General features: G+C 72.6%; 1 protein-coding gene. It reads right to left on the bottom strand.

Annotation, left to right across the window (positions count from 1 at the left end; genetic code table 11):
• Positions 1-772, bottom strand: a 772-nt coding sequence (locus tag BYZ73_RS21385) for a phage portal protein (RefSeq protein ID WP_245943266.1), incomplete at its 3' end; no start/stop codon positions are given.
• Positions 773-839 lie beyond the last annotated feature (67 nt).

The raw sequence follows: 839 nt of genomic DNA on the forward strand, positions 1-839 counted from the left end.
GGCGGGCATTGCGGTGCCAGGCCTCATCGTCCTCGTAGACATCCTCCATCTTCAGGACCGCGCGCATCTGCACGCCCGAGGCGGCGCGGGCCGCGGCCTCCTGACCGGCGAGCGCCAGGCCCACGGATTCGGCCGCGACCTGGAGCGGGCTGCGGCCGGTCCAGCCGTCCTCGGCCATGTAGCGCAGATGCACCATGGCCCGCGACGGCGCCCGGCGCTGGATGCCCGCCCCGTCCTCGAAGGCATAGAAGCGCGCCCGGCCGTCGCGGAGCTCGGCGCAGAGATCGGGGCGGATCACCTCCAGCAGCGTCAGCTCGCCCGCCCCGTCGCGGGGCGCATAGGCATAGGCCCGGCCGCGCAGCGCGAAGGCATAGACGAGGGCAAAGCGGGCGACCCGGGCCGCGACGCCCGGCGCGGATTCGGTGTTCAGGAGGTACGTTGCGGCATGATCCGCGACCGGTTCGGCCCGGCTGGGCCCCGTCCGCTGGTAGAGCCTGAGCGGCACCTTGGCGAGATCGCCCGCGATCACGTTGCAGCAGGCGAAGACCGTGGCATGACGTTGGGCGGCGAGCGGTGTCACCACCGGCAGCGAGCGGACGCGGGATTGCCCGCCCGCCCAGAGATCATTGAACCAGGGCGACGGATCGCGGGTGCCCGAGGGTTCGACAGGCCCGGCCGAGGCCATGGCCGAGGTCAGCGGCGGTTCGCGCCGCAGATCCTGCCGGGGTTCGGGCCGCGACCGGCCGCGCATCAGGAAAGGAAGTCCGATCATACCGTTGCCACATCCCGTGCCTTGCGTTTGCCCGCCTCGGCCTCGGCGCGTCCCAGCGCCATGATCG

Origin of the sequence: Rhodovulum viride, from assembly GCF_003265965.1 — a bacterium.
GTDB classification, from domain to species: Bacteria; Pseudomonadota; Alphaproteobacteria; order Rhodobacterales; family Rhodobacteraceae; genus Rhodovulum; species Rhodovulum kholense.